18 protein-coding genes, 1 other RNA gene and 1 pseudogene are annotated in these 25183 nt (G+C 62.6%); 9 read left to right on the top strand and 11 right to left on the bottom strand.

The genetic code is table 11. The annotated features are described in order from the left end of the window. Positions 1-259: 259 nt before the first annotated feature. A complete protein-coding gene (aroQ, locus tag BLR94_RS26135) occupies positions 260-700 on the top strand; it encodes a type II 3-dehydroquinate dehydratase (RefSeq protein ID WP_084308806.1) in 441 nt (146 codons plus the stop codon). 7 nt (positions 701-707) lie between these two features. After that, the gene (locus tag BLR94_RS26130) at positions 708-1565 is read left to right on the top strand and encodes a shikimate dehydrogenase (protein ID WP_084308807.1); all 858 of its coding nucleotides are present in this window, start codon (positions 708-710) and stop codon (positions 1563-1565) included. A gap of 38 nt (positions 1566-1603) precedes the next feature. Here BLR94_RS26130 and BLR94_RS26125 read toward each other — a convergent pair whose 3' ends face one another. Continuing rightward, positions 1604-2275, bottom strand: coding sequence for a TetR/AcrR family transcriptional regulator (locus BLR94_RS26125; protein WP_084308808.1), 672 nt, complete (start codon positions 2273-2275; stop codon positions 1604-1606). A gap of 88 nt (positions 2276-2363) precedes the next feature. Further along, a complete protein-coding gene (gene quiC / locus BLR94_RS26120) occupies positions 2364-4271 on the bottom strand; it encodes a 3-dehydroshikimate dehydratase QuiC (protein WP_084308809.1) in 1908 nt (635 codons plus the stop codon). 586 nt (positions 4272-4857) lie between these two features. Here quiC and BLR94_RS26115 point away from each other — a divergent pair. Then, a complete protein-coding gene (locus BLR94_RS26115) occupies positions 4858-6234 on the top strand; it encodes an MFS transporter (RefSeq protein WP_084308810.1) in 1377 nt (458 codons plus the stop codon). A gap of 101 nt (positions 6235-6335) precedes the next feature. Here BLR94_RS26115 and BLR94_RS26110 read toward each other — a convergent pair whose 3' ends face one another. From BLR94_RS26110 to BLR94_RS26095, 4 genes are all read right to left on the bottom strand, one after another. After that, positions 6336-7217 (bottom strand): DMT family transporter, encoded by an 882-nt coding sequence (locus BLR94_RS26110; RefSeq protein ID WP_084308811.1) that lies wholly within the window; start codon positions 7215-7217, stop codon positions 6336-6338. A 294-nt stretch (positions 7218-7511) separates the two neighbouring features. After that, positions 7512-8345 carry a sugar phosphate isomerase/epimerase family protein gene (locus tag BLR94_RS26105; RefSeq protein ID WP_084308812.1) on the bottom strand — a complete coding sequence of 278 codons (834 nt, stop codon included), beginning with the start codon at positions 8343-8345 and terminating at the stop codon, positions 7512-7514. Between the two features lie 45 nt (positions 8346-8390). Beyond that, positions 8391-9440: a Gfo/Idh/MocA family protein gene (locus BLR94_RS26100; protein WP_084308813.1), complete on the bottom strand. Its 1050-nt coding sequence runs from the start codon at positions 9438-9440 to the stop codon at positions 8391-8393. Between the two features lie 128 nt (positions 9441-9568). Beyond that, positions 9569-10342, bottom strand: a complete 774-nt coding sequence (locus BLR94_RS26095) for an IclR family transcriptional regulator (protein ID WP_084308814.1) — start codon at positions 10340-10342, stop codon at positions 9569-9571. 320 nt (positions 10343-10662) lie between these two features. Here BLR94_RS26095 and BLR94_RS27390 point away from each other — a divergent pair, with 320 nt between their 5' ends. Both BLR94_RS27390 and BLR94_RS26090 read left to right on the top strand, forming a co-directional pair. Further along, positions 10663-10848, top strand: a complete 186-nt coding sequence (locus BLR94_RS27390) for a hypothetical protein (protein WP_139207515.1) — start codon at positions 10663-10665, stop codon at positions 10846-10848. Positions 10849-11237: 389 nt separating this feature from the next. Then, on the top strand, positions 11238-12428 hold the full coding sequence (locus tag BLR94_RS26090; RefSeq protein WP_244158268.1) for an OprD family porin: 1191 nt from the start codon (positions 11238-11240) through the stop codon (positions 12426-12428). Between the two features lie 207 nt (positions 12429-12635). Here BLR94_RS26090 and ffs read toward each other — a convergent pair. Next, an RNA gene (ffs, locus tag BLR94_RS26085) (signal recognition particle sRNA small type) lies at positions 12636-12732 on the bottom strand. A gap of 101 nt (positions 12733-12833) precedes the next feature. Beyond that, a pseudogene (locus BLR94_RS28105) lies at positions 12834-13111 on the bottom strand (methyl-accepting chemotaxis protein); the annotation flags it as partial. Between the two features lie 175 nt (positions 13112-13286). Between BLR94_RS28105 and BLR94_RS26075 the strand changes: the two are divergent. From BLR94_RS26075 to BLR94_RS26065, 3 genes are all read left to right on the top strand, one after another. Continuing rightward, positions 13287-13565 (top strand): HU family DNA-binding protein, encoded by a 279-nt coding sequence (locus BLR94_RS26075; protein ID WP_013791713.1) that lies wholly within the window; start codon positions 13287-13289, stop codon positions 13563-13565. 366 nt (positions 13566-13931) lie between these two features. Beyond that, the gene (locus BLR94_RS26070; protein ID WP_084308816.1) at positions 13932-14477 is read left to right on the top strand and encodes a hypothetical protein; all 546 of its coding nucleotides are present in this window, start codon (positions 13932-13934) and stop codon (positions 14475-14477) included. 209 nt (positions 14478-14686) lie between these two features. Next, on the top strand, positions 14687-16396 hold the full coding sequence (locus BLR94_RS26065; RefSeq protein ID WP_084308817.1) for an OPT family oligopeptide transporter: 1710 nt from the start codon (positions 14687-14689) through the stop codon (positions 16394-16396). A gap of 161 nt (positions 16397-16557) precedes the next feature. Here BLR94_RS26065 and ligA read toward each other — a convergent pair whose 3' ends face one another. From ligA to smc, 3 genes are all read right to left on the bottom strand, one after another. Next, the gene (ligA, locus tag BLR94_RS26060) at positions 16558-18924 is read right to left on the bottom strand and encodes an NAD-dependent DNA ligase LigA (protein WP_084308818.1); all 2367 of its coding nucleotides are present in this window, start codon (positions 18922-18924) and stop codon (positions 16558-16560) included. A 99-nt stretch (positions 18925-19023) separates the two neighbouring features. Beyond that, a complete protein-coding gene (gene zipA, locus BLR94_RS26055; protein WP_084308819.1) occupies positions 19024-19845 on the bottom strand; it encodes a cell division protein ZipA in 822 nt (273 codons plus the stop codon). 225 nt (positions 19846-20070) lie between these two features. Further along, on the bottom strand, positions 20071-23559 hold the full coding sequence (gene smc, locus BLR94_RS26050; RefSeq protein WP_084308820.1) for a chromosome segregation protein SMC: 3489 nt from the start codon (positions 23557-23559) through the stop codon (positions 20071-20073). A gap of 279 nt (positions 23560-23838) precedes the next feature. Here smc and BLR94_RS26045 point away from each other — a divergent pair, with 279 nt between their 5' ends. After that, positions 23839-25068, top strand: coding sequence for an MFS transporter (locus tag BLR94_RS26045; RefSeq protein ID WP_084308821.1), 1230 nt, complete (start codon positions 23839-23841; stop codon positions 25066-25068). Positions 25069-25183 lie beyond the last annotated feature (115 nt).

Raw genomic sequence — 25183 nt, 5'->3', positions numbered from 1 at the left:
GTCCTCGCAACCTTTATTTTCGTCTAACTCCTTGTTTAAAAAGAAGTTTTCAGATCAGGCAGCGCCGGAAGTGGTGCGCATTATAGGCCCCCTCGTTTTATGGTCAAGGGGTTATTTCAGGTTTTTCGCGCAATCGACCAAAGCCCGATAATCGAACGCTTTGCCCGGACCGTTCTCGGCAAGTGATTGACCAAATTAACCAGTTGGTACATTTTAGACTGAGCTTTATCAGCGGCCCACAATAACAACAGGAAGCAGCATGGCTCCCATCATCCTTATCCTCAATGGCCCGAATCTGAATATGCTCGGCACCCGTGAACCAGAAACCTACGGTCACGAGACCCTGGCCGACATATCCCGTCTTTGTGCCGAGACAGCCGAGGCCCTTGGCCTAGCTACCGAGTTCCGCCAGACCAACCACGAAGCCGAGCTGATCGACTGGATTCACAAGGCGCGTCGACGCTGCGCAGGCATCGTGATCAACCCGGCAGCCTGGACCCATACGTCGGTGGCCATACGCGACGCGCTGGTCGCCAGCGAGCTGCCGGTAATAGAGGTGCATCTGTCCAACATGCACAAGCGTGAAGCCTTCCGCCATCACTCCTTCGTCTCATCGATCGCGCTGGGCGTCATCTGCGGCCTGGGTAGCGGCGGCTATCGCGCAGCGTTGCAACACTTCAGCCAACTCATTAAAGGATGATGCCCCCATGACGACCCATACACCGAGCATCCTCGCCGGCCTCATCGGTGCAGGCATCCAGGCTTCCCGCACGCCGGCCATGCATGAACACGAAGGCGACGCCCAGGGCATTCGCTACTTATATAGGCTGATCGACCTGGATCAGTTGCGGCTCGACAGCAGCGCCCTCGCCGATCTGCTGAGCGCGGCCGAACGCATGAGTTTCACCGGGCTCAACATCACCTTCCCGTGCAAGCAGGCGATCATTCCCCTGCTCGACGAGCTGTCTGATGAAGCCAGAGGAATTGGCGCGGTGAATACCGTCGTCTTCAAAGACGGCAAACGGATCGGCCACAACACCGACTGCCTGGGTTTCTCGGAAGGCTTCCGTCGTGGCCTCGGTGGCGTGGAGCGCAGCCAGGTGGTACAGATGGGGGCTGGCGGTGCAGGTGCCGCAGTAGCTCACGCCTTATTGAGTGAAGGCGTTGGTCAATTGAGCATTTTCGACGTCGAGCTTGAGCGTGCTCAGGCACTGGCAACCAATCTCAACGAGCACTTCGGTTCACCACGTGCTCAGGCCGGCAGCGATCTGACCACGGCAGTGGCAAGCGCCGACGGCCTGGTCAACACCACCCCCATGGGCATGGCCAAGCTTCCGGGCATGCCGATTCCCAAGGCACTGCTGCGCCCGGCGCTGTGGGTCGCGGAGATCGTCTACTTCCCGCTGGAAACGGAGCTGCTCCGCGAAGCCAGGGCCATTGGCTGCAGAACGCTGGATGGCGGCAACATGGCGGTATTCCAAGCGGTGAAAGCATTCGAGCTGTTCAGTGGTGTCGAAGCGGACGCACAACGCATGCTCGATCATTTCCACCGCATGAACGGTTGATGGCTGCAGGCCGGTCGTCGACGATGGCCGGCCTGGGATCAGCGCGTGATGTAGCGCAACACCGCCTCGCAGATCATGTTCTTGTGACGGAGCTTGACCTGCTCGTCCGGCAGGTCGATCTGGAATATCTCGCCGAAGGTGTGCCGGTTGGATACGCGGTAGAAGCAGAAGGAGCTGATCAGCATATGCACATCCAGCGTATCCAGCCCCTCTCGAAACACGCCTTCCTTCTCGCCGCGCTTGAGGGTTTCGCCCAGCGTCAACAGCACCACATTGCTCATCCGGCGGATTTCCGGTGACTGCTTGACGTACTCGCCGTAGTGAATGTTCTCGATACTGACGATGCGCACGAAATCCGAGTTACGGTCGTGATGATCGAAGGTGAACTCGACCAGGCGGCGAATGGCATCCGGCGGTGGCAACTCGTCGAGGTGCAAACGCCGCTCGGTGCTGCGGATATCCCCGTACAGCTTGCAAAGCACCTCGACGTAAAGCTGCTCCTTGCTGCCGAAGTAGTAGTAGATCATGCGCTTGGACGTCGCCGTGCGCTCGGCGATGGCATCGACGCGCGCGCCCGACAGCCCCTGTTGGACGAACTCGGTAATGGCCGCCTGCAGGATGTTCTCCCGGGTCTTTTCCGGATTGTTCTTGCGCGGCTTGCGGGGCGCCGCAGCCAGTTCATCGGGCGCAGGCTCAAGGGAAACGGTCATGGAGGTACTCATCGTGGCCTTTCTTATTGTTGATCCTGCACGTGGACGGCGGGTAGGGGCTACAGCCGATACCCGCCTGAAGAAGCGCTCAGAGCTTCGCCGGACGTACGCTACCGCTGCGCGCTTTGGCCATCGCCGCCAGGCGGACGGCGACGTTGGCGGCACCGTAGCCGACATAGCCGTTCTTGCGCTGGATGATTTCAAAGAAGAAGCGCTCTTCGAACGCTTCGGTGTACACGTGAAACAGCTCACCGCCCTGGGCATCGCGGTCGTAGAGCACATTGTAATATGCCAGTTCGCTGAGGAACTCGTCGTCGAAATCGAAGCGTGCGGCCAGATCGTCGTAGTAGTTGAGGGGAATGTCCAGCAAAGGAACGCCCGCCTCCTTGGCCCGCGCGACTTCCTTGAAGATGTCCTCGCAGGAAAACGCGATGTGATGCACGCCTGAACCACGATAGCTGGAGAGCGCGTGGGCAATGGCGGTATTGCGGTTTTCGGAAATGTTCAGCGGCAGACGCACCGAGCTGCAGCGGCTACGCAGCGCACGGCTCTTCACCAGACCGTAGGGGTCGGGCAGGACCACTTCGTCATCGGCCTCGAAGTCCAGCAGGCTCTTGTAGAACAGCACCCAGCTATCCAGGTTGTCGGCCGGCAGGGCCAGCGCCATGTGATCGATGCGTTGCAGGCTGCCGGCTTGCACTGCGTTCGGATCGAGCTTGAAGTCGATGTCGTAAATGCTCTGCCCTGCCTCGGCCTGATCGACCAGGTAGATCAGGCTGCCATCGGGAGCACGCATCGCCGGAATTTCCCGCTCGTTCGGCCCGACCAGCCCACGATATGGGTGACCACGATAATCACGGGCGCGCTGCAGCGCCGACGCACTGTCCTTGACCTTCAACGCAGTCGCGCACAGAGACGGGCCGTGGGCCTCGAAGAATCCATGGGCGAAGGAATACGGCTCGGCATTGAGGACGATATTGATATCCCCCTGGCGCAGCAGGCTGACGTCCTTGGAGCGGTGCTGCCCGGCCCTGGCGAAGCCCAGTCGTTCGAGCCAGCCCGACAGCTTGGCGCCAGCCGCTTCATCGACCGCGAACTCCAGGAATTCGACGCCATGATAGCGACTGGCTGGCGGCGTGGAGAACAGCATGTCGAGGCTCGGCGCTTGCTCATCCGTCGCCAGCAACTGGCGGGTCTTCTCTTCGAGATAAAGCAGCGAGCGCAAGCCATCCACCGCATTGGCCCGGGGCGGAGCGGCGCGAAAGCCATCGTTGAAGACTTCCAGCGATAGCGGGCCGTCATAACCCGTGCGAATGATCGGTGCGAGAAAACCTGGCAGGTCGAACTCGCCCTGACCGGGGAAGCAGCGGAAATGGCGGCTCCACTCCAGCACGTCCATCGCCAGGACGGGGGCGTCGGCCATCTGCACGAAGAAGATCTTGTCGCCAGGGATATCGGCGATCGCCGCAGGGTCGCCTTTCAGCGACAAGGTGTGGAAACTGTCGAGAATGACGCCGACCGCAGAATGATCCGCCTGGCGCACCAGGTTCCATACCTGCTGGTAGGTGTTGACGTGGCGGCCCCAGGCCAGTGCCTCGTAGCCGATGCGCAGGCCGCGTGCACCAGCACGCTCGCCCAGCAGACGCAGATCGTCGATCAGGATGTCTTCGTCCCCGAGCGAGTCGGCCGCGACGTTGCTGCATACCAGCACCAGGTCGGTGCCGAGCTCCTGCATCAGATCGAACTTGCGCTCGGCGCGGTCGAGGTTGCGCTGCAGGCGGTCACGGCGACAGCCTTCGAAATCGCGAAATGGCTGGAACAGCGTGATGGCGATGCCCAGGTCCGCGCACATCTTGCGAATGTCTCGCGGGCTGCCCGCGTAGTACAGCAGGTCGTTCTCGAATATCTCCACACCGTCGAAGCCCGCAGCCGCGACGGCTTCGAGTTTTTCCGGCAGGGTTCCGCTCAAAGAAACGGTGGCGATCGAGCGATGCATACTTCAGCTCCTTGTGGATAGCGACCTCTGCGGATCGCGTGGTGACCTCGGCCAAACTCCAGCAAGCGTAGCCGACAGGGTGCTCGCCACTCGGCGAGAGTGGCCACTCGATCTGCCGGCAGTTCGGTTTACCGGGGCTGCGGCGATTATTCGCGCGCACATGAGAGGCAGCAATTCAAAGTGTACGAACCAGTTAGTATTCCGTGCGTTTATCGAACATAAGGCCGTTTATCGAATTGACCAGGTTCGCATTTCTCCCTGACCATGGTTGCCACTGCGGACACCTGATGCCTCGAAGGTCAGACCCACAGACGGCCTTGCACGGTCCATAACAATTTCAAGAAAACGAGTACATCGCATGCTCACTTCCCAGTGCCCTAATACACGCATACCATTCGCACGCTTTCTGACCCTCACCCGGTCGGTTGCGACTCCGCGCGCCCTACCCTGACTCGCGAAGCTCCGCTCGATCAAACCCGACAGCGACCGACCTGCTGCCCCACAAGGGACGGTTCGCGCATGCCGGCGCTCGACTCGAACACTTGCTGCTGACTCGTTCAGGGCTCTAAAAATAACGGAGACAAAGATGGCTAACCCCTCACGTTCACAAGCCAAGAAAGCTACTGCCAGCGGCTGGGTCGGCTCCGCGCTGGAGTATTACGACTTCTTCATCTACGCCCAGGCGGCGGCGCTGATTTTCCCGCAGATCTTCTTTCCCAATACCGACCCCAAGATGGCCATCGTGGCCTCGCTGGCCACCTACGGCGTAGGTTACCTGGCACGCCCGGTCGGTGCCTTCGTTCTCGGCCACTGGGGTGACACCCGCGGTCGCAAGAACGTGCTGCTGCTGTGCATGTTCCTGATGGGCATTTCGACCATGGCCGTGGGCCTGTTGCCGACCTACCACGACATCGGCTTCCTGGCCCCGGCCCTGCTGGTGGTGTTGCGCCTGATTCAGGGTTTTGCCGTGGCGGGTGAAATCTCGGGGGCCAGCTCGATGATCCTCGAGCATGCGCCATTCGGACGACGCGGGTTCTACGCCAGCTTCACCCTGCAGGGCGTGCAGGCTGGCCAGGTACTCGCCGCTGCGGTATTCCTGCCACTGGCCTACTTCATGCCGACCGAGGCGTTCAACGACTGGGGCTGGCGTATCCCGTTCCTGCTCAGCGCCTTTGTGCTACTGGCAGGCTTCATCATCCGCCGCGAAGTTCATGAGACCCCCGCCTTCGTCAACGAGGAGAGCAAGCAGAAGATCGCCAAGTCGCCGATCTCCGAAGCGTTCAGCACCAGTTGGAGAACCATGTTTCTGGTCATGGTCATGGCGCTGATGAACGTCATCCCCGTAGTGGCCACCATCTTCGGTGCGGCTTACGCAGTGCAACCAGCGTATGGCATCGGCTTCGACAAGAGCGTGTATCTGTGGATTCCGGTGGTGGGCAATATCGTCGCGGTATTGGTGATCCCCTTCGTCGGCAACCTCTCCGACAAGATCGGCCGCCGTCCGACCATGATCACCGGTGCGCTGGGCTCGGGCCTGCTGGCCTTCGGTTACCTGTACGCCATCAGCATCGGCAACGTGCCATTGGCATTCATCATGTCGCTGCTGATGTGGGGCGTGGTGTACCAGGGCTACAACGCGGTGTTCCCAAGCTTCTATCCGGAGTTGTTCCAGACCCGCTACCGCGTCTCGGCCATGGCCATCGCCCAGAACATCGGCACCATGCTGACGGCCATGCTGCCAGCGGCATTCGCCATGCTGGCACCGCCCGGCTCGGACAACATTCCGCTGTTGATCGGCGGGCTGGCCTTCGGCATCACCTGCCTCTGCGCGATCGCAGCCTTCATCGCCCCGGAAACCTACCGGATACCGATGGCCGACCTGGGCAAGCCGGGCGCCAGGCCGATGGACAAGGCCGAGTATGAAGCCGCGCGCAAGAACAGCCTGGACAGCAACAGCCACTGACGGGCTGGCACGAACGTCACGTACAAAACAGCCAGGGATGGCGAGCCCGCAAAAAGAAGGCCCTTCAGGGGCCTTTTTTCATGGCCGCGTCCAGGCGTGGCTCAACGCTTTCTGCGTTGCTGATAGGCAGCGGCCAGGCCACTCAGACAAATGATGGCGATACCGACCTTGGCACTGTTTTGGGGGTCATGACCGAAAATAACCAGGCCCAGCAAGCCGGCGAAGACGATCTGGCAGTAGCCGAACGGTGCCAACAGCGCTGGAGCCGCGTGACGAAAAGCCTTGGTCAGCATCAGGTGAGCGAACATGCCACAGCCACCCAACGCCAGCATCAGCGGCAAATGTCGCCACTCCGGCAATTGCCAGAAGAACGGCACCAGGCAGCTCATCACCAGGGTGTTGAGCAGGCCGGTAAAGAAGTTGCTGGTGGTCGGCGTGTCGTACTGGCTGAGCATGCGCGTCAGCAGTTGATAGGCGGCGAAGCAGGTCGCCGAACAGAGCGGCAGCAGGATCGCTGGCGTGAACAGTTCACCGCCGGGGTGGACGATGATCAGCACCCCACAGAAACCGACCAGTACCGCAGCCCATTGGCCACGGCTGACATGCTCGTTGAGCAGCGGCACCGAGAGTGCGGTGACCATCAGCGGAGCGAGGAAGTTGACCGCCGTCGCTTCCGCCAGCGGGATGTACAGCAATCCCGTGGTGAAGAACAGGCTGCAGCCCAGCAGACAGATCGCCCGCAGCGCCTGCAGGCCGGGGCGCTTGCTACGCAGCACGCGCAGGCCGGATTGCGGCAGGAAGATGCCGGCCATCAGCAGCGTGTGCACGACATAACGTGCCCATACCACCATGATCACCGGATACAGGCTGGACAGGTACTTCGACAACGCGTCATGGCTGGCGAACAGGAAGGTCGCCAGCACCACCAGGCCGATGCCCTTGAGGGGATGGTTGACACCTGACAGCGAACTCGGGGTACTCATGGGAACTCTCGTGATTCAGACATGATTCCGGTAGCAGGCTAACTATATAGCCCGTCCAACCCTGCTCAACAGCCAGCAGGGTACCTCTAAAAACTCGACCAGACCGATGACAGCCCCACGAAAACAGGCAGCGCGGGTTAAAAGCCGCGCCGCTGGGCGAACGCAGAGAATCGACAGCACAGCTTGCGAGCAGCCAATGAGCATGTGGCTGGGCGGGCGATCCAGCCTGTTTCAACGCTGCGATGCCTCTACAGAAGGCGCCCCGCAGCCGAGGCGTTCGGCTGCACTGAGCAGCTACCGGTGGCCGTGCACCTTTGCCAGCAACACCCGCGCCTTGTCGAGGGCCGCCCTCGCCCGTTGCTCGGCGCTGACGCCCCGTTCCAGCAAATGCCGGGTGGGAATTTCCAGGCTCAAGGGAACACTGGCCGGTAGACAACGCAACAGCCCTGCCAGGTCACAATCGCCTTCACCCGGAAAGCGCCGCTCATGGCGTGCCTGACGCAGAATTTCCGCCATGTCGTCGGGTCGCGGCCCCGCTACGTCGCACAATTGGGCATAGCGCAAGCGCGAAGGTTCCACCTCCTGCAGATCCTCCAGGCGTGAAGACGAACGGTCGAAATGAAAGGCGTCGACCAGCACGCAGCCGTTGTCGCGCGCAGCACGGCGCACGATGCGCACCGCCTGTTGCAGATTGGCCACATCCGTCCAGGGCATGAACTCCAGATGAGGATGCAGGCCATAGACGGCTGCCCGGTCACATAATTCGGCGAAGTTATCGGTCAGGCGTGCCTCGTCAGGGTCATTGCCGGCCACCAGCACTTCACTGGCGCCGAATTCGCCACCCGCTTCGAGCACCGCCTCGAAGTCACTGCAACGGGTTTGCGGCTTAAGGCGCAGAATCTCGATATCCAGCACACCAACACCGGTATCACGCAGGCGCCTGGTTGTCCGCTTGCGCAGCTCAAGGTCGGCGATCAGGGGGAAGTGCTGTTCCTCTTCCGTCGCCGGGATCAACCGCAGGCCGACATGGCTGTACCCGGTGCGGGCGGCCACTTCGACCATCTCGGGTGGCGACAACTCCAGGACGGTCAGGCTGGCCAGGGAAAAAATGCGTTCGTTACTGTTCATGGACGCTCTCTCGGCGGTGACGAACCGCAATGATCTGCAACGCGCTCAGAAGCGCTCGGGAACACAAGCACTGGCATCGCGAGCCGCCCGACAGATCGCCTCGTAAAGCGCCAGGGTGTGGCCGGCATCGGCAGCACTCACCAGGGGTCGTTGTTCGCGGCGGGCAACGGCGATGAAGTGCACCAGTTGTCGATGCAGTGCCTCGTCGACCTCGAAAGGTTGGTCTTGTACCTGCAGCGGTTCGTGCCAACCGGCGCCCGGTGTGGCGTACGACCAGTACCTGAGCTGCGGAATGCTCAAGGCACCTTCGGTGCCTGCCAGCAGGTAGCATGGCTGGTCGGGTTGTCGTGGGTACACGGGGTTTTCGCCCGCGCTGAGCTCCCAGCTCCATGGCGCAGCCACCGCATCCGAGGCGGTCAGGCTGCCGAGAGCGCCATTGGCGAAACGCAGGATCACCGCCGCACTGTCTTCATTGGCGAAACCGCGAACGCTACTGCTGGTGATGGCCTGCACCTGCGCCACCTCACCACAGAGGTAACGCAGCAGATCGAGGTCATGAATCAGGTTGGTCAACAGCATTCCCGCACCGGGCTCACGACGCCAGGCAACCTCGTAGTAACTGTCCGGTTTCTGCAGTTGCCACAGTGCGGTGACCGTGGTCAGACGCCCCAGAACACCGCTCTGCAACAACTCACGGGCTTTGCCGATCAGCGGATTGTGGCGGCGATGATGACCGACCAGAACCGGTACGCCACTGCGCTCGACGGCCGTCACCAGTTCACGCACTTCATTCAGATTGACGCCGACCGGTTTCTCCAGCAATACCGGCAGGCCGGCTTCGACGCAGCGCAAGGCGGTCGTGACATGGGCCGCGTTGGGATTGGCGACGATTACCGCCTCCGCCAGGCGGCATTCGAGCAGGCTTTGCAGATCGCTGAAACAGGGCACATTGTCCGCCTGCGCCAGCTGTTTCGCCTGGGGCCCCGGGTCAACGATGGCACAGAGGGTTGCATCAGGCAGCTGACGCAGGTGCTGAAGATGTTGCCGGCCCATGATTCCGGCGCCGATCAGGGCGATGCGCAGTGGCGGTTTCAAGACGCGGATCCTTTTCTGATTATTTTCGGTAAGCCTAATGCTGACCGAAATAATTTAGAACCTGGTTCCACAATTAATCAATGCTCGCATCAGCCACCGGGCGTTAATCGAACGCTATCACCGAGCCCTCAAACGAACAGGCCTGACGCCTGGCTGGCAGCGGAAAGCTCCGCGGCAGACTCGATCAGGCACGGAACCAGTTCCTCCATGCGCTCGACCGGCATGCGTACGCTCGGCCCGGCGATACTCAGTACACCGATCACACTACCCTGCCGAGGATGAGTGATCACGGCGGCCAGCGCGCTGGTACCGACCGATGACGTCTCCACGACGGCGGCATAGCCGCGGGTCCGGGCCTGATGGAGATAACCGAGCAACTGGTCATTATCGTGGGGCGCGTTGGGGCCGAACTCATCGCTGTCGGCGATCGGCTGGCTCGCCACCAGGGCCAGCGCTTCTTCGTTGCTCAGGCTGGCCAGCCAGGCGTGACCCGAGGCGGTATAGCGCAGCGGCGCGTCTCGTCCCATATCCGGGTCGTAACGCAGGCCGGAGCGAGCCCCCTGGGATTTGGCGATCCAGGTCTGTCGCTCGCCCTCGATCACGCCGAGGCGTACCAGTTCGCCGCTTTGCCGCGCCAGGCGATCGAGAATCGGCTGCACGATGTCCGCGCCGCTGCTGGCCAGGTAGCGGAAGCCCAGGGCAACCAGTTTGGTCGACAGCCGATAATGGCTGCCCTGGGTCTCCTGCCGCACGTACCCCAGGCGAACCAGCTCGGCAAGCATACGGTGGGTAGCGCTCTTGGGAATCTGCAACTGCTCGGCCAATGCCTGCATCGGCACGTCGCCAGCGCCCGCCAGACATTCCAGCAGGTTCAATGCCCTTTCTATCTGGCTACCGGCCATGGTGTTGCCCTCGATGATTTTGCGAGATTCTAAAAGACATCGTCGTGCAGGCGGAACCACAGCATTTGCGGATACTGGTGATCGACGCCATTACCCAGCGTCTGGCTTGGCCACATGCTGCCGCCCAAGCCATAATCGAACGCCACGGTTGTACTAACCGGTTCGTTCTTGTTCGGTTACCGAACGAGAACACAGTTGGTGAATTGAATTACGAGAAATCACCGCACAGTATGCAATCCACGCGTGTCGAGTTCTTCGCCCAAGCGGCAATCCTCGGACAAGCACACGCTGAACCTATAAATATAAAAAGGTCACCCTCCATGCCGCAGCTCGACACTCCGTTCGCCCGTGGTAAACAGATGGTCCTCCGGGTCATCCGCTCCCTCGCTGACTCGCCCGGCGAAGACTGGTCATCGCTCTCTCCCGCCGCTATCTGCCTGCTCACACCTGCCACGCCGTCGCGGCTCGACACCGTGCGGCCACGGCATGCCCGGCAACGCGACTGAAGGAGAAGGCTGGATGACGGCGGGCATTGCCCCGCTGCACCGACGTGCCAGCGGGTGAATGCATTCGTCAGCGCCTTCAGGTTCCTGGCCGCTGCTCATGGGTTGGCCCGTGGACCAGTGCAGGCAAACCTCACCGGATGCCCGCGACGCCGCCCCCACCAGCACAGATAGCCCAGGCCGGGCGAACTCCGCCCAGCCTTCGTTCAACCGGGAAGCCCCGACGGGCGACCTCCGACCAATCGATGACAGATAAAACGATTCCGCACGCGCGGCAGGCACCCGTGTCCTGACATGAAGGAAAAACACTCATGAACCTGATCGATACTGCAGTTGGCAATCGCTTGCTGGCCCCATCACTGCTGGCGCTCTCGGTTGCCTGTGCGCTGCCGATGAGCGCCCGGGCCGAAGGCTTCGCCGACGATGCCAAGGTTTCCCTGAACCTGCGCAACTTCTACATCAACCGTAACTTCACCAACCCGGCCAATGCCCAGAGCAAGGCAGAAGAGTGGACGCAGAGCTTCATCCTCGACGCACGGTCCGGCTACACCCCGGGCGTGGTCGGCTTCGGTGTCGACGCCCTGGGCATGCTTTCGGTCAAGCTGGACGGCGGTGGCGGCACCTACGGCACCGGCCTGTTGCCGCGCCATGACGATGGCCGCCCGGCGGATGACTACGGTCGCCTGGCCCTGGCTGCCAAAGCCAGGATATCCAAGACCGAGCTGAAGGTCGGCGAATGGATGCCGGTGCTGCCGATCCTGCGCGCCGACGACGGTCGTTCCCTGCCGCAGACCTTCGAAGGCGCCCAGCTCACTTCCAACGAAATCGCCGGGCTGACCCTGTACGGTGGTCAGTTCCGCCAGAACAGCGAACGCAACAACGCCAGCATGGAGAACATGTTCCTCACCGGCAACAGCGCCACCAACGACTCCAACCGCTTCAACTTCATCGGCGGCGAATACACCTTCAACGACAAGCGCACGCTGATCGGCCTGTGGGGTGCCGAGCTCAAGGACGTCTACGAGCAACAGTACCTGCAGTTGACCCACAGCCAGCCAATCGGCGACTGGACCCTGGGCGCCAATCTCGGCTACTTCCAGGGCGAAGACGATGGCGCGGCTCGCGCCGGCAAACTGGACAACAAGACCTATTCCGGCCTGTTCTCCGCCAAATACGCCAGCAACACCTTCTATGTCGGCATGCAGAAAGTCAGCGGCGATACCGGTTGGATGCGCGTCAACGGCACCAGCGGCGGCACCCTGGCCAACGACAGCTACAACTCCAGCTACGACAACGCCAAGGAGAAATCCTGGCAGCTGCGTCATGACTTCAACTTCGCCGGTGTCGGCATTCCCGGCCTGACCCTGATGAACCGCTACATCAGCGGTAGCAACGTGCAGGTCGGCGCCATCGACGACGGCAAGGAATGGGGCCGTGAAACCGAGCTGGCCTACGTGGTCCAGAACGGCACCTTCAAGAACCTCAGCCTGCGCTGGCGCAACTCCAGCATCCGTCGCGACTACAGCAGCAACGAGTTCGACGAGAACCGCCTGATCTTCAACTATCCGCTATCGATCCTGTAACGCCTGAACCGCTGATCCAGTGTCACCCTTCGCCCGTCCTCGTGACGGGCTTTTTCATCGGGCGGCACGGGTAATCACGGGCATGCCTGCCTGCGGCTTGGCATGAAAGACGACGGGCACGCGAAAACGCCACTCTGGCAGGTAGCCAGGCGTCGAAGAGAATATTCGCAAGAGACACGACCCGAGCGGGTCTTGAAATGGAGGCGACCCTACCAGCCACACCCCGGCACACAATGTTCCCGCTGTGGCTGCTTCCTTCCGGATCTGACCAGGTTCACGGGTAATCGTTGCGAGGGGACCGGCAGGGCCACCATAACGCCGCTCGCCTTGCAGCGAGCCGGCGCCATTGTACCGGCTTGCGGCGAACTTACAACTGCTTCAAGCACTTAGCGTTCACTTGAGAGGCTATACCCGGAAACGCCCCAGCAACCGGGCCAGCTCACCGGACACCTCGGACAGCCGCTGGCTGGCTGCAGTGCTCTGTTGCGAGGTATCCGCTGCCTCGTCGGATAGCCGCGAACATCGCGGATATTGCAGCCGACTTCCTCGGTGACGCTGCTCTGTTGCTCGCAGGTCGTGGCGATCTGCGCTGCCATGTCATTGATGCGCTGCAGCGAATCGCCGGTATCGCTCGACGTGTGGTCGACACCGGCGGCCATTGTCCGCCTTGCACGGAAAGGACCGGTCAAAGCGAAAAACCGCGGGGCAGACACCCAATCGCGCAATACCGCGGGAATTTACCGTGAGCAGGTGGGTCACAATGAGGCCTGATCGGCTGAGCCCTGCGGCCTGGCCAATCGCTGATGATGCACGGGCATCAATCGATACCACACCCTTTCCATCCCAAGGAGCAACCCCATGGCCATTACCAAAGACCAATTGATCGGTGACATCGCAGAAGCCATCGACACGCCGAAGACCACCGTCCGCGCGGCACTCGATCAACTCAGCGAGATCGTCAGCGATGCCTTGGAAAATGGTGGTGAAATCACCCTGCCAGGTATCGGCAAACTGAAGGTCAGCGAGCGTCCGGCCCGCACCGGCCGTAACCCGCAGACTGGCAAGGCGATCGAAATCGCGGCCAAGAAAGTGGTGAAATTCGTACCGGCCAAGGCCCTGACCGACGCGGTCAACTGATCGATCGGCGGGGCGTCGTCAAGCGCCCCGCTACCTCCACGCAACGCCCCTCCCTCACACCGTCCCTGCGCCGATCCCCTCGGGCCGCGGCTGTCCCAAAGCCGGAGCCAAGGGCCACGTCGCCGATCTCATCGGCCGATTCTGACTGCGCGCGACCGGACGGACGCCACCAATGGGGACGAAAGGCCATGATGTAGTTCATCGCTGAAGGCATGAGGAGGACGCTGCTCGAAGCCGCAACGGGCGCTACTGATACCCACGCGCCGAGAAGAGCTTGCCTCGACGGCAACGGCCGATGGGAACGCACACTGCCAATGCACAGGCTTGCATGACGGATGAAAACCCATAACGCCAGGGAGACGTGCCATGCACTGGGGCCTGATATTTGAACGCCAGGACATTCATTCACGCTTTCAACAACTCCGCCACCCGCAAAAGACAGTTCTGGTGGCTGCCTATCTGTACAGGCAACTTCGGCTGATAGAAGACTTCGACCATGTTTATTCCGAACGCCTGTCAGCGCTTTTCTCAAGCGCCTTGAGCCTGATTGCCTCGGAGGAAAAGGAGGCACTGAAGGACATGGCCGATGCTATCGAAGCACAGATACCCGACACTGAAGAGTTCTCCGAGCAACAAGGCAGCCATGCACAAAATCTGATGATCGCCTTGCATTACCTGATCGCCTACAGCTTGAACGCCAGGGAGCCGGATCTCCGGCAATGCGTGAACATGTCTCTGCAAAACATAGACCTCCTCAACCACGAGAAGGACGAAAACTATGACCAGGCAGCGGTTATAGGCGCAGAAGCGGACGTCATGTCCACGCTCATCGGGCGGATGGTGCAGTGTTCACCAGGGAAACAGGTCGGTATCGATCGCCTTGGCGATATCGTCAAGGGCCATTGGATTTGAAAGATGGGCGCTCCAGAATCGTCGCGTTTTGTGCATTCAGTGATTTCGTCGAGCGTTAACACTCCGGCAGTGATAGCTGAGGCCATCTAGTCGAGAACTGCCAGGCTCTGGGGCAGCGCCCCGCTGCCTCCCCTGCCTGCACTCGACAACACTGAACCGACACCGACCTGGCGCCTCAAACGACGACACCCGTCAGAGGCAGGTTCGTCATGCCCGCAGAACGCGAACTCACCTTCCGCGCCCTGTTTTCAGGCGTACTGCTTGGCGCCCTGCTGACGCCTTCGAATATCTATTCCGGCTTGAAGATCGGCTGGTCGTTCAACATGTCGATCATCGCCCTGCTGGTCAGTTACGGGATCTGGCAGAGTCTGGTGCGTTGGCGCCTGGGCACCGCCTGGAGCCTGCGCGAAAGCAACATCAACCAGACCACCGCCTCGGCCGCCGCCTCGATCATCTCCGGCGGCCTGGTCGCGCCGATACCCGCCTACACCCTGTTGACCGGCCAGCAACTGCCCACCCTGCCGCTGATGGCCTGGGTATTCTCGGTGAGTTTTCTGGGTATCTGGGTAGCCTGGTACCTGCGCCGCAGCATGGTCGAGGACACGCGGCTGCGCTTTCCCGAAGCGGTCGCCACCCTGGAAACCATGCAACAGGTCTACAACCACGGCCGCGACGCCCTGCTGCGCCTCTATGTACTGGGCGCCGCCGCCATGCTCGGTGGCGTCATAAAGTGGGCCGATACGCTAGTGGCACTGCCACGCTGGTCGCCCTCGACGAGCCTCGAGCGACTTACCTTCAACTTCGACCCTTCCCCCCTGCTGATCGGATTTGGCGGCATCATCGGCATTCGCGTCGGTCTTTCCCTGCTGCTCGGTGCACTGATCGCCTGGGGTGGCGTGGCGCCCTGGCTACTCGGCAGTGGCCTGGTTGCCGTCGACGAAAACGTCAGCGGCCCACAGTTCGCCACGCTCGTGGAGTGGTTGCTGTGGCCAGGCGTGACCCTGCTGGTGTGCGCCACGCTCACCTCCCTGGCGCTGCGCTATCTCGGCAGCCGACGCCTGGCCAGGGCAACAGCCGAGCGCGCGAGGCAGGCTCCGGCAAGGCTGCCACTGGCCATGCTCGCCCTGGCTTCGCTGCTGGTGGTCATCCTGCAGGTCGTGCTGTTCGACATCGATCCGCTGATGGCCCTGCTCAGCATACCGCTGGCGGTCGTGCTCGCCTGCATGGCGGCCCGGGTGGTCGGCGCCACCGGCATTCCACCGATTGGCGCCACGGGCCAGTTGTCGCAGTTGACCTTCGGCCTGATCGCCCCCGGGCAGATGAGCGTCAACCTGATGGCCGCCAATACCGCCGGCGGCGCAGCCGGGCAATGCACCGATCTGCTCAACGACTTCCGGGTCGGCCATGCCATCGGTGCCAGGCCCCATAACCAGCTGATCGCTCAGTGCCTGGGCATCATCGTCGGCAGCATCGTCGGCGTGCTGGTCTACCAGATCCTGATTCCCGACCCGCAGGCCATGCTGATCACCGAGCAATGGCCCGCTCCGGCCGTGGCCACCTGGAAAGCGGTGGCCGAAGTGCTGGGCTACGGCCTGGCTTCGATCGACAGCAGCATCCGCTGGGCCATGCTGGTCGGCGCACTCTGCGGCGTGCTGTTCGGCACATTGGAAGCCGGCCTGCCCGTACAATCGGTTCTCGCCCGGCTGCTGCCGAGCTCGGCGGCTTTCGGCCTGGCTTTCATCATCCCCGCCTCCATCTCGCTGATGATGGCGCTGGGCGCCCTGCTCGCCTGGGTGATTCAGTCACGCTGGAGGAGCCTGGGCGAGCGCTTCACCATTGCCGCCGCGGCAGGCCTGGTGGCCGGGGAAAGCATCGTCGGGGTCGGCACCTCGTTCTGGATGATGTTCGTGGGCGGCTGAATGGTCAGGGCGGCGCTCCATCGCCATACGGCGATGGGTTGCACCCATGCCACGAGCATGCCTTGTGGGAGCGGGCCATGCCCGCGAAAGAATCGCGCGCATGGCGCGCTCCCACAGATATTAGCCTCGACCGACCGTTTATCCTGACGCCAGGCTAAGCACTACTCGACAGCAATACCGTAATCCGCCAGCCTGGCGACAAAGGCCTGCTCATCGAGTACGGCAACGTTCAACTCGTTGGCCTTGGCCAGCTTCGAGCCGGCACCGGGGCCGGCGACCACGCAGGTGGTCTTCGCCGAGACCGAGCCGGCGACCTTGGCGCCCAGGGCTTCGAGCTTGTCCTTGGCGATATCGCGGCTCATCACTTCCAGGCTGCCGGTGAGTACCCAGGTCTGACCGGCCAGGGGCAGGCCTTCGACCACCTTTTTCTCGCATTCCCAGTGCATGCCGAAATCACGCAGTTGCGCTTCGATGGCCCGTGCCCGCTCGGCATTTTCCGCCTTGGCGAAGAACTCCCGCACCGATTGCTTGGCCTTTTCGTTTAGCCCTTTCATGGCACTCAGGTCGAGCCAGTCGGCAGCGATCACACCGTCGAGGCTCTTGAAGCGCTCGGCCAGGTTCTTCGCACCGGTCGCCGCCACGAAGGGGATGTTCAGCTTGTCCAGCAGCCCGCCCAATGTCGTGCTGGCCGCGAACTCGGCGGACAGCCCACCCTGATCCTGCAGCTCCAGGCCACGCTCGAGAAGGTGCCTGATGACGGTTTGGTTGTGCTCGTCCTCGAAGAAACTGTGGATCTCGTGGGCGACCTCCAGGCCGACATCCGGCAGGTAGGTCAACACCTCGGGCAGCGCCTGGGTGACCCGTTCCAGAGAGCCAAGAGAACGGGCCAGCACCTTGGCCGTTTCCTCGCCGACATCGGGAATACCCAGCGCATAGATGAAGCGCGCCAGGCTCGGCCGCTTGCTGTCGGCGATGGCCTCGAGCAGCTTGCGGCTGGACACCTCGGCGAAGCCTTCGAGGCCGACGACCTGCTCGAACTGCAAGGTGTAAAGATCGGCGGGCGAGCCCACCAGGCCTTCGTCTACCAGTTGCTCGACACTTTTCTCGCCCAGGCCTTCGATGTCCATGGCGCGACGCGAGACGAAATGGATGATCGCCTGCTTGAGCTGGGCTGCGCAGGCCAGGCGCCCGACGCAACGATACACGGCCCCCTCGCTGACCGTTTCGCGGCCCTTGCTGCGCTTGATCAACTGGGTGCGCTCCACCGCAGAGCCGCACACCGGGCATTGCTCCGGCACGGCGATCGGGCTGGCACCCTCGGGACGGCGTTCGCTGACCACCTGCATCACCTGCGGGATCACGTCCCCCGCGCGGCGAATGATCACCGTGTCGCCGATCATCACGCCGAGGCGCGCGACCTCATCCATGTTGTGCAGCGTTGCGTTGGAAACCGTCACCCCCGCCACCTTGACCGGCTTGAGGCGCGCCACCGGCGTGACGGCACCGGTACGGCCGACCTGGAACTCCACGTCGAGCAGCTCGGTCAGCTCTTCCATGGCGGGAAACTTGTGGGCGATGGCCCAATGCGGGGTGCGTGAGCGGAAGCCCAGTTGCTGCTGGTCCTCGATGTTGTTGACCTTGAACACCACGCCGTCGATGTCGTAGGCCAGGCCCATGCGCCGCTCACCGATATCGCGGTAGTAGGCCAGACAATCTTCGACGCCTTTGGCCAGTTTCAACTCGGGGCTGATGGGAATACCCCAAGTCTTCAGGCGCTGCAGCATGCCGACCTGAGTGGTGGCCGGTTCGGCGCTGTGCTGGCCGAGGCCATAACAGCAGAACTCCAGCGGGCGACTGGCGGTGATCTTCGAGTCCAACTGGCGCAGGCTGCCGGCCGCAGCGTTACGCGGATTGGCGAAGGTCTTGCCGCCGTTCTCGGCCTGGCTGGCATTGAGCCGCTCGAAGCCGACGCGAGACATGAACACTTCCCCGCGCACCTCCAGTACATCGGGCCAACCGCTGCCCTGCAACTTGAGCGGCACGTTGCGGATGGTGCGCACGTTGACGCTGATGTCCTCACCGGTGCTGCCGTCCCCACGGGTGGCACCACGCACCAGCTTGCCATCGCGATACAGCAGGCTCACCGCCAGGCCGTCGAGCTTGGGCTCGCAGCTGTATTCGACGTCAACGCCACCACCGAACAGATCACCGCCCTGCAAACCGAGACCGCTCTGCACGCTGCGATCGAAAGCGCGCAGGTCATCTTCCTCGAAAGCGTTGCCAAGGCTGAGCATCGGCACTTCATGACGCACCTCACCGAAGGCACTGAGCGCTTCGCCACCCACGCGCTGGGTCGGCGAGTCCGGCGTCACCAGCTCCGGGTGTTCAGTTTCGAGCGCTTGCAGCTCACGGAACAGACGGTCGTACTCGGCATCCGGAACGCTCGGCTCGTCGAGCACGTAATAGCGGTAGTTGTGCACATCCAGTTCGGTGCGCAGTTCGAGGATGCGTTGGGCAGAGTCTTTCATGGGGGAATTCTCGACAAGGTACGGCGGCAGCGCAGAAATGAAAAACCCCAAGCCAAGCGCGTGGCTTGTAGCTTGGGGCTCGCAGCTAGCAGCTGCCGTTTAGCGTTTTTGTGTCAGCAGTCGGCGCTCGTATTCGACGATGCGCTGACGGTAGTGTTCGATGGTTTGTGCAGTGAGCACGCTGCGCTGGTCGTCTTTCAGCTCACCGTTGAGCTCGTGAGCCAGCTTGCGCGCCGCAGCGACCATCACGTCGAAGGCCTGCTTGGGATGGCGCGGGCCTGGCAGGCCAAGGAAGAAGCTCACCGCACGGGTACTGAAACCTTCGATGTCGTCCAGATCGAACGTGCCCGGCTTGAGCGCGTTGGCCATGGAAAACAGCACTTCGCCGTTGCCAGCCATGCTTTCGTGACGGTGGAAGATATCCATCTCGCCGAAACGCAGGCCGCTTTCCAGGATGTTCTGCAGCAGTGCCGGGCCCTTGAAGCCCTGCTCGTCGCGAGCGATGACGTTGATCACCAGCACTTCGTCGACCGGTGCCTGGTCCTTGCTCGGGGCTTTCCCGGACAGGCCGTCGCGGCCACTTTCTTCGACCGGCGTCAGCAACATCGGCACTGGCTCGTCGGCGACCAGATCCAGGTCACCCTGGCGCGGCTCGCCGCGACGACGGCTGCCGCCATCCCGTGCGCTCAACGATGGCAGGTCGTCCTCGTCCAGCGAGGGTTCATGGTCACGCTCGATCACCCGTGGCGGGCTGAGCACGTCGGGATCCCCTTCGTCATCCGGCAGGTTCGACACGCTGCGATCCAGCCGGAACTTGAGCTTGCCCTTGCCGCCGCGCATCCGCCGCCACCCGTCGAAGAGGATGCCGGCGATGACGATGATGCCGATGATGATCAGCCACTCGCGTAGACCGAATTCCATGAAATGTCCTGACCCCTAAAACGAAAATTGATTTAAAAAAGGCGTCCTGGCCCATACGATGACCTTGAAACGTGGCGCCAACTCCATGTTCTGAATGGCGTTTTCCCACGTGCAACAAAAGTGGGCGTTAAGCTAGCACGACGAAAGGCAACTTTACACCGGCAAAACACTGTAAAACCGCCACTTCGGGGAGTTTTTACGCAACAGGATCTGTGTAACCGCGCATCAGCTGTCCACCATCGCCAATGCCTGCTCGACATCCACGGCCACCAACCGCGAACAACCGGGCTCGTGCATGGTCACGCCCATCAGTTGATCGGCCATTTCCATGGCGATCTTGTTGTGGGTGATGTAGATGAACTGCACGCTCGCCGACATCTCCTTGACCAGCCGCGCATAGCGCCCGACGTTGGCATCGTCCAGCGGCGCGTCCACCTCGTCGAGCATGCAGAACGGGGCCGGATTGAGCTGAAAGATCGAAAATACCAGCGCCAGCGCCGTCAATGCCTTCTCGCCGCCGGACAGCAAATGGATGGTGCTGTTCTTCTTGCCCGGTGGACGCGCCATGATGGTCACCCCGGTATCGAGTAGATCTTCGCCGGTGAGTTCCAAATATGCGCTGCCGCCGCCGAAAACTTTCGGGAACAGCGCCTGCAGCCCGGCGTTGATCTGGTCGAAGGTTTCCTTGAAACGGTTGCGGGTTTCCCGGTCGATCTTGCGGATGACGTTTTCCAGGGTGTCCAGCGCTTCGACCAGGTCGGCGTCCTGGGCATCCAGGTAACGCTTGCGCTCGGATTGCTGCTGGTACTCCTCGATGGCCGCCAGGTTGATCGCGCCGAGGCGCTGGATGCGTGCCGCCATCTGCTCCAGGGTCTGCTCCCAGGCGCTTTCGCTGGCCCCTTCGGGCAGGGTGGCGAGCACACCGTGCAGGTCGTAGCTGTCCTCCAGCAACTGATCCTGCAGGGCCTTGCGGCGCACGTTCAGCGACTGCCACTCCAGGCGCTGCTGCTCCAGTTGGCCACGCAGCAGTTGCGATTGCTGCTCGGCCTGGGTACGACGCTTCTCGGCATCGCGCAACTCACGGTCGGCATCCTCCAGCGCCAGGCGCGCCAGGCGCAGTTCTTCTTCGACCCCCATGCGCCGCTCGAGCAGTTCCTCGAGTTTCAGGCGCAACTCTTCCAGCGGCGCGGCACCCTCTTCCAGGTTCAGGTCGAGCTGCTCGCGTTTTTCATGCAGGCGCTCGGACTGCAACTCGAGACGCTCCAGCGCCTGGCGCGTGGAACCATGCTGGGCGCGCAGCGAACCCAGGCGTACCGCCAACTGGTGGGCATGATCCTTGTGCTGGCGGGCATCCTGACGCACCCGGTCGAGGCGTTCGCGCAAGGCGTCGCGGCTGGCCAGCAGGCTTTCACGCTGCTCGTTGTCGAGGGCCATGCTGTCCAGGGCGTCCTGCAGGTGCAGCCGCGATTCACCAAGCTGCTCATGCTCCAGAGCACGCTGCTCGGCGAGTTCCTGCTGCTCGGCCTCGATACGCTGACGGCGCAGCAGCAACTGTTCGGCCTTGGCCTGGCCGGCGGACAGACGCGCCTTCAGCTCGCCAAGGCGGCGCGCCTGATCCTGCAACTGACGACGCTGCTGCTCGCGTAATTCTTCTGCATGACGCTGACGCTCACGCAAGCCCTGCAGGCGCTCGTCGAGCAGCGCCAATGCGGCTTCGCGTTCTTCGCGCTCCAGGCCCAGGCTTTCCAGCTCCTGACCACGGGCGAGCACGCCGCTCTGTGCCTCGCTGGCACGGCGTACGCGCAGAAAATGCCGACCCACCCAGTAACCGTCGCGGCTGACCAGGCTTTCGTCAGAGGCCAGCATGGCGCGCTCGGCCAAGGCCTGCTCGAGACTCTCCACCGGGCGGACACGCCCCAGCCAGGGAGTCAGGTCGAGCGGTGATTCGATCTTGTCCAGCAGGCTGCCGGCAATGCGCTGGCCATCGCTGCCGGTCGATACCAGGCGCAGCTCGCCCTGCTCCAGGGAGGAAAAATCCAGGCCGCTGAAATCATCCTGCAGCACAGCCTGCAGGTCGGCGCCCAGTACGGTTTCCACCGCCAGCTCCCAGCCTGCTTCCACACGCAGGCCTTCGGCCAGACGCGGGCGCTCGTCCAGGCCATGTTCGCGCAACCACTGCGCAGCGCCGGTGCCGGGATCCAGCGCAGCCTGTTGCAGGGCTTCCAGAGAAGCCAGACGGCCACTCAGGCGCTGCAGTTCACCCTGAGCCTGCTGCTGAGCCTGGCCGGCCTGCTGAAGGTCCTCGCGCAGCTGCTGCAGCCGCTCGGCCTGCTCGGCTTCCTGCTCCTGCAACTGCTGCAGATCCAGCTCAGCGACGGCGATCTGCTCGCCCAGCTCGATGATCGCAGCGTCCTCGGGATCGGCGGCCAACTGCTGCAGTTCGTCGACCAGGCGGCGCTGGCGCTCGGCGAGGCGTTCCAGGCTGTGTTCCAGTTGCTGAATGCGCGACTGCTGCACTTCCGCCTGGCGGCGCGGCTCGGCGCTGCGCTGGTTGAAGCCGTCCCACTGCTCCTGCCAGCCGTGCATGCCGGTTTCGGCCTCCTCCAGCGCCGCAGCGGACTCTTCGGCGGTGGCAGCGGTGAGCTCCTGCTCCGGCTCGAGCATCGCCAGCTCCTCGCCCAGGGTCGCCAGCAAGGTGCGGTCATGGCCCAGGTGCGATTCGGTTTCCAGGCGCGCCCGCTCGGCCTCGCGCAGATCGTCCTGCAACTGACGCAGGCGCTGCTGACCGTGCTGGATGCTCTGCTCGACCCGGGCAATGTCGCCACCCACCGAGTAGAAGCGCCCCTGCACCAGATTGAAACGCTCTGACAACTCGTGGTGACCGTCGCGCAGGCGCTCGATACTGGCATCGGCGTTGCGCTGTTCGGCAACCAGCGCCTCGAAACCGATTTCCTGGTTGCCGATCACCGCTTCGCGCTGGCCGACCTGCTCGTTCAGTGCCTGCCAGCGCAATGCGGTCAGTTGCGCCTTGAGCTGGCGCTCCTCAGCCTTGTACTCCTGATACTTCTCGGCGGCCTGGGCCTGGCGGTGCAGGCGTTCGAGTTGCCGCTCCAGTTCCTCGCGCAGGTCAGCGAGGCGCGCGAGGTTTTCCTGGGTGCGGCGGATGCGGCTTTCGGTTTCCCGCCGGCGCTCCTTGTACTTGGAGATACCTGCGGCTTCCTCGATGAAATTGCGCAGCTCCTCCGGCTTGGCCTCGATCAGCTTGCTGATCATGCCCTGCTCGATGATCGAATAGCTGCGCGGCCCCAGGCCGGTGCCGAGGAAAATGTCGGTGATGTCGCGGCGACGGCATTTCACGCCGTTGAGAAAATAGGTGTTCTGGCTGTCGCGGGTGACCCGGCGGCGGATGGAGATTTCCGCGAAGGCCGCGTACTCGCCGGTCAGGGTGTTGTCGGAATTGTCGAAGATCAGCTCGATGCTGGCCTGGGTCACCGGCTTGCGGGTGTTGGAGCCGTTGAAGATGACGTCGGTCATCGACTCGCCGCGCAGGTTCTTCGCCGAGCTTTCGCCCATCACCCAGCGCACCGCATCGATGATGTTGGATTTGCCGCAGCCGTTGGGGCCAACCACCGCCGCCATGTTGCTCGGGAAATTCACCGTGGTGGGGTCGACGAAGGACTTGAAGCCCGCCAGCTTGATGGACTTCAGGCGCATGCTGGCACGTCCGCCGCCACGGCAACCAAGTGAAGGAATGAGTCAGCGGCGCACAGCGTCATGTAAGTCCTTGAGGCGCAATGCTTTAGAGTGCGTAAACCGGCCAATCGCCAGACGGGCCGGGGAGTTTAGCACAGCAGCGTGTTTTCACTGTGCCTCGATCTGAAGATCGAGGGAACGCCGTTCGATCGACCGCATCAAAACGCCAGGCCAGCGAATCCGCCCCGCCACCGCCGATCCCTGATCAGCGCCCCTGATATCCGTTCGAGGTTCATCGACATGCCGACACTCGCATGGGCAGCCCATCTGGATCGCCTGAATTTTTTCCTGGCCGATGTCCGCGATGGCCTGGGACCTTACCTGGCGATCTATCTGCTGTCGGTGCATCAGTGGCAGGCAGGCGATATCGGTCTGGTCATGGCGCTCGGCGGGCTCGCCGGCCTGCTCTCCCAGGTACCGGCTGGCGCCCTGGTCGACCGGGTGGGCGACAAACGCCTGCTGATCGTCGTCGCTGCTGGGCTGGTCACGGTGGCCTGCCTGGCCATGCTCTGGCGTAGCGGATTCGTCTGGGTAACGATCAGCCAGGTGGCGGCTGGCATGGCGTCCTCGGTATTCGCTCCCGCGCTGGCCGGTATCACCCTGGGCCTCGTCGGGCCCAAGGCTTTCACCCGACGGATCGCCCGCAACGAATCCTTCAATCACGCGGGCAATGCAACGGCAGCGCTGCTGGCCGGTATCTGCGCCTACCTGTGGGGCCCGGTGGCGGTGTTCTACCTGATGACCGGCATGGCCGTGCTGAGCATGATCTCGGCCCTCGGCATCCCCGCGCGGGCCATTGACGCCGATCAGGCCCGCGGACGGGAAACCGGTGGAGCGCTGACCCCGTTGCGCCACCTGCTGACCCAGCCACCGCTGGTTCTGCTGGCGCTGTGCTGCGCCCTGTTCCATCTGGCGAATGCCGCCATGCTGCCGCTGGTCGGTCAGAAGCTGGCGCTGGCCAATCCCGAACTGGCGACCACGCTGATCTCGGCCTGTATCGTCGCGGCCCAATTGGTGATGATCCCCGCGGCCATGCTGGTCGGGGCCCGCGCCGACAGCTGGGGGCGCAAGCCGCTGCTGATGGCCGGCTTTCTCATCCTGCCGATACGCGGCGTGCTGTACACGCTTAGCGATGACCCGGTCTGGCTGGTCTCGGTACAACTGCTCGATGGCATCGGTGCAGGGCTGTTCGGTGCGCTGATCCCGCTGATGGTGCGCGATCTGACCCAGGGCAGCGGTCACTTCAACATCAGCCTGTCTGCAGTAACACTGGTGTTCGGCATCGGTGCGGCGCTGAGCAATGGCCTGGCTGGCTACGTGGCCGAAGCCGGCGGCTACGACAGCGCGTTTCTGGTGCTCTCGGCGGTCGCCGGTTGTGCGGCTCTGCTGCTGATGTTCCTGGCGGAAACACTGGGCACCGCCAAGCGGGTGTCACAACCGATCGATCTGCCCGCGCGCACGGCGTCCTGATCCGAACGGCCCTTGGGGCGACTTTCTTGTCGGCAGGGGCGTTGTCCCGCAAAATCCCTTCTCCACCTCGGCGAACGCCTGCGCTCGACGCGCTCGCCCCCTGCTGGCTTCTCCC

This window comes from Phytopseudomonas flavescens (genome assembly GCF_900100535.1).
In the GTDB taxonomy this organism is placed as follows: domain Bacteria; phylum Pseudomonadota; class Gammaproteobacteria; order Pseudomonadales; family Pseudomonadaceae; genus Aquipseudomonas; species Aquipseudomonas flavescens.
The sequence above is the reverse complement of the archived record's forward strand: the minus strand, read 5'-3'. Positions and strand labels throughout refer to the sequence as shown.

Excerpts from the sequence above, each read along its gene's own strand:
- aroQ (WP_084308806.1), top strand. The coding sequence starts at position 260 with ATGGCTCCCATCATCCTTATCCTCAATGGCCCGAATCTGAATATGCTC.
- BLR94_RS26130 (WP_084308807.1), top strand. The coding sequence starts at position 708 with ATGACGACCCATACACCGAGCATCCTCGCCGGCCTCATCGGTGCAGGC.
- BLR94_RS26125 (WP_084308808.1), bottom strand. The coding sequence starts at position 2,275 with ATGACCGTTTCCCTTGAGCCTGCGCCCGATGAACTGGCTGCGGCGCCC.
- quiC (WP_084308809.1), bottom strand. The coding sequence starts at position 4,271 with ATGCATCGCTCGATCGCCACCGTTTCTTTGAGCGGAACCCTGCCGGAA.
- BLR94_RS26115 (WP_084308810.1), top strand. The coding sequence starts at position 4,858 with ATGGCTAACCCCTCACGTTCACAAGCCAAGAAAGCTACTGCCAGCGGC.
- BLR94_RS26110 (WP_084308811.1), bottom strand. The coding sequence starts at position 7,217 with ATGAGTACCCCGAGTTCGCTGTCAGGTGTCAACCATCCCCTCAAGGGC.
- BLR94_RS26105 (WP_084308812.1), bottom strand. The coding sequence starts at position 8,345 with ATGAACAGTAACGAACGCATTTTTTCCCTGGCCAGCCTGACCGTCCTG.
- BLR94_RS26095 (WP_084308814.1), bottom strand. The coding sequence starts at position 10,342 with ATGGCCGGTAGCCAGATAGAAAGGGCATTGAACCTGCTGGAATGTCTG.
- BLR94_RS27390 (WP_139207515.1), top strand. The coding sequence starts at position 10,663 with ATGCCGCAGCTCGACACTCCGTTCGCCCGTGGTAAACAGATGGTCCTC.
- BLR94_RS26090 (WP_244158268.1), top strand. The coding sequence starts at position 11,238 with ATGAGCGCCCGGGCCGAAGGCTTCGCCGACGATGCCAAGGTTTCCCTG.
- BLR94_RS26075 (WP_013791713.1), top strand. The coding sequence starts at position 13,287 with ATGGCCATTACCAAAGACCAATTGATCGGTGACATCGCAGAAGCCATC.
- BLR94_RS26070 (WP_084308816.1), top strand. The coding sequence starts at position 13,932 with ATGCACTGGGGCCTGATATTTGAACGCCAGGACATTCATTCACGCTTT.
- BLR94_RS26065 (WP_084308817.1), top strand. The coding sequence starts at position 14,687 with ATGCCCGCAGAACGCGAACTCACCTTCCGCGCCCTGTTTTCAGGCGTA.
- ligA (WP_084308818.1), bottom strand. The coding sequence starts at position 18,924 with ATGAAAGACTCTGCCCAACGCATCCTCGAACTGCGCACCGAACTGGAT.
- zipA (WP_084308819.1), bottom strand. The coding sequence starts at position 19,845 with ATGGAATTCGGTCTACGCGAGTGGCTGATCATCATCGGCATCATCGTC.
- smc (WP_084308820.1), bottom strand. The coding sequence starts at position 23,559 with ATGCGCCTGAAGTCCATCAAGCTGGCGGGCTTCAAGTCCTTCGTCGAC.
- BLR94_RS26045 (WP_084308821.1), top strand. The coding sequence starts at position 23,839 with ATGCCGACACTCGCATGGGCAGCCCATCTGGATCGCCTGAATTTTTTC.